Here is a 2,988-nt window from a genome sequence, read left to right as displayed (position 1 = left end):
GTGGCCGGAGAAGGAGTGGTCTTCTCCCCCACAGAAGATCAGCTCCGCCGACTCCAGGAGGTAAGCACCATCTTGGAGGAAGCCCCGGCCGAGGTCATCCTCCGCTGGGCCATCGATACGTTCTTTCCCAAGTTGACTATGGCGACGGCCTTCGGCCCGGAAGGCTGCGTGATCCTCTCCATCCTGGCCCGGCTGGAGCCCCGGGTACACGTGTTCAACCTGGATACCGGTTATCAGTTCAAGGAAACACTGGAACTGCGGGATCGGATCGCTCGGAAGTACGGAATCGAGGTGGAACTTGCGCGACCCGATCTGTCCGTGGAAGAATACGAACGGCAGAACGGCGGACCTGTTTACAAAACCAATCCGGACCGCTGCTGCTACGAAAGGAAGGTCCTGGTTTTGAAGCGGAAGGTGGTCGGCTATCGGGCGTGGATCAGCGGGATTCGGCGGGATCAGAGTCCCCATCGGGCCAACGCCCCGATCGTGGGCTGGGACAAGAAATTTGGATTGGTGAAGATCAATCCCCTTGCCCGATGGACCAAAAACGAGGTCTGGAAAAGAATCCTTGCAGAGGACATCCCGTACAATCCCCTCCACGACCAGGGTTATCCGAGCATTGGTTGCTGGCCATGCACGCGGCCGGTTTTGTTCGGAGAGGACGAACGCGCGGGCCGATGGAGCGGCACCGGCAAAACGGAGTGCGGGTTGCACCTGGCGGACGATCAACCACCACCGCCTCCGCCGACAACATACGGGAATCTGTGATCGTGGAACAAACGCGAACACTGGAGCACACAGCGAGACACGACCGATGGCTGGTGATTCGGGCGACAAGCAACCTGGTGTCGGCAGGCCCAGGAAGGGACGCGGTTTGGAGGCTGCCGATCCCGAGACGAATCCTGTCCATGCGGCCTGATTAGATGGCCGGCGAAATCCCGCGTGCGGGACTGGGGGACTGAAACAGGACACGTGGTGAACGATTGGCTCGTGAAAACGGTCGGGAAAGCTCTCTCCTGGAAGAGAGGTTGATATGAAAATATCCGCCAAAACGGAATATGCCTGTGTGGCCATGTTGGAGCTGGCGTCCCGCTACGAATCCGGAGGACCGGTCCAGGTTAGGAAAATCGCGGAGCGCCACGCCGTTCCCTCGCGGTTTCTCGTCCAGATCATGCTCCAATTGAAAGCGGCCGGCCTGGTGGCAAGTACGCGAGGCGCGGCAGGAGGCTACCGGTTGGCCGTGCCCCCCAAGGAAATCACCCTCGGCCAGGTGATGGACATCGTCGAGGGCAACAAGCAGCCGGACGTCAATTTCGCCGTGAGTTCTTCTCCCGATTCCCCCGCCGTTAAAGCCCTTGTCCAGGCCTGGCAGGATATCCAGAGAAAAGAGCGGGACATGCTCTATTCGATCACCTTTGCGGACCTTCTCGAACGCGCCCGACAGTACGATACGCAGATGTATTACATCTGATCAGCCGGATGCCATCTGCGGCGCAATGGGTTCCCCACGGCTCTCTTGCAGATTTCTGGGTAAGTGTCGGCGAAATTTTCGCGCCGGCGTTCGCTTGACCCCTCCCCACTTTGCAGAAATCTGTGAGATACCGCGGGCGCAATCTGTTGGTAGGGGCAATTCATGACTTGGCCCTACCGGAATCCGGTTCAGCCATGGTCCATACGGCCCGTTCCGCGCCGGTGTGTGATCTGCCCCCAGTGATCCCCTCCTGAATGGCCGTCTGGCTATTCAGCTTGCCCCTTTTCTGACGCCACGAATCACAAGCAGAAAGAAAGGAAGCGAGGCGAGTTGCGCCGCCACGGAAAAAGCCACCATCACCGGAAGTGAGAAACCGTAAAGGACACCCATGCACGCGCTGCCAGCAAACCACGCCAGCCCATAGCCGGCATTGAAAATGCCGTAGGCCGTGCCGCGCCATTCAGAAGGGACCATAGTCCCCACGGCCGCCCGGATGATCGACTCCTGGGCCCCCATGCCAATGCCCCATAGTGCCAAACCGATGGCCGCGCCGACCGTTCCCGTTAGAAAAACAAGCGGGGCAAAAAGTGCCGAGGCCAGCACCCCTATAGCGACGGCCAGAAACCCAATGCGATCGAAAAGCCGCCCAAAAACGAGGGCCGCCACGGCGTCCACTGCCATGGCAAGGGCGTAAGAAATGGGGATCCACTCCGCCGGAAGCAGGCGGATTCTCTCGAAGTGGTAAGCGATGAGGGGAAAGTCCACAAAGCCGGCAGCCACACATGCGGCCCCGATCATATAGAGCCAGAATGACGGCGAGAACCCCTTGACGCGAAGATGGGGGGTTTTGGTCTCGAGTTCCTGGGGACGGGGATAAAGCACGCAGGCCACCGCGAGGACCAGAAGGGCCAGGATTGCTGGAATTCCCAGTACGGCGAAACTTGTGCGGAACGACCCGCCCACCAGGAGGATGCCTGCCACGACCATTGGCCCGAGGATCGCGCCGATTTGATCCATGGCTTCATGGAGTCCGAAGCCCCACCCCCGCCCGATTCTTGCCGTGGCGTGAGAGAGGATGGCATCTCGGGCCGGAGTCCGCAGCGCCTTGCCCGTTCTTTCCAGGACCACCAGAACGGCGGCCATTTCCCAGCGGCCGGTCAAGGCTAGCGCTGGGACGGCCAGAAGGTTGATCGCGTATCCCAGGAGGGTCAGCATCCAGTAGCGGCGTGTGCGGTCCGCCAGGTAGCCCGATCCCAATCGCAGCACGTAACCGACAAGCTCTCCCAGCCCGGCGACAATGCCCACGACGGCCGCGCTGGCGCCCAGCACCTGAAAATACGGCCCGACCACGCTCCGCGCACCTTCGTAGGTGACGTCGGCGAGTAGACTCACCAGTCCCAAAAGGACAACCAACCGAATGGCCTGACGAATCTGGCGACTGGCTGGGTCGGCTTCCATGGACGATGCCTCCTCACCCAAACGGGTAAAGTGTCCTTCGGTATACCGCCCAACTGATG

General features: G+C 60.4%; 3 protein-coding genes. 2 read left to right on the top strand and 1 reads right to left on the bottom strand.

Annotated elements, in window-relative coordinates; all coding sequences use genetic code 11:
• Both H5U08_RS14375 and H5U08_RS14370 read left to right on the top strand, forming a co-directional pair.
• The gene (locus tag H5U08_RS14375; protein ID WP_297034496.1) at positions 1-768 is read left to right on the top strand and encodes a phosphoadenylyl-sulfate reductase; all 768 of its coding nucleotides are present in this window, start codon (positions 1-3) and stop codon (positions 766-768) included.
• Between the two features lie 265 nt (positions 769-1,033).
• Positions 1,034-1,471 (top strand): Rrf2 family transcriptional regulator, encoded by a 438-nt coding sequence (locus H5U08_RS14370; protein ID WP_297034494.1) that lies wholly within the window; start codon positions 1,034-1,036, stop codon positions 1,469-1,471.
• 270 nt (positions 1,472-1,741) lie between these two features.
• Here H5U08_RS14370 and H5U08_RS14365 read toward each other — a convergent pair.
• Positions 1,742-2,988: MFS transporter (locus H5U08_RS14365; protein WP_297034491.1), on the bottom strand; the 1,247-nt coding region annotated here is incomplete at its 5' end.

Origin of the sequence: Thermogutta sp., from assembly GCF_014359955.1 — a bacterium.
Lineage (GTDB): Bacteria > Planctomycetota > Planctomycetia > Pirellulales > Thermoguttaceae > Thermogutta.
This window is presented reverse-complemented; position numbering and strand designations above follow the sequence as displayed.

Excerpts from the sequence above, each read along its gene's own strand:
- H5U08_RS14370 (WP_297034494.1), top strand. The coding sequence starts at position 1,034 with ATGAAAATATCCGCCAAAACGGAATATGCCTGTGTGGCCATGTTGGAG.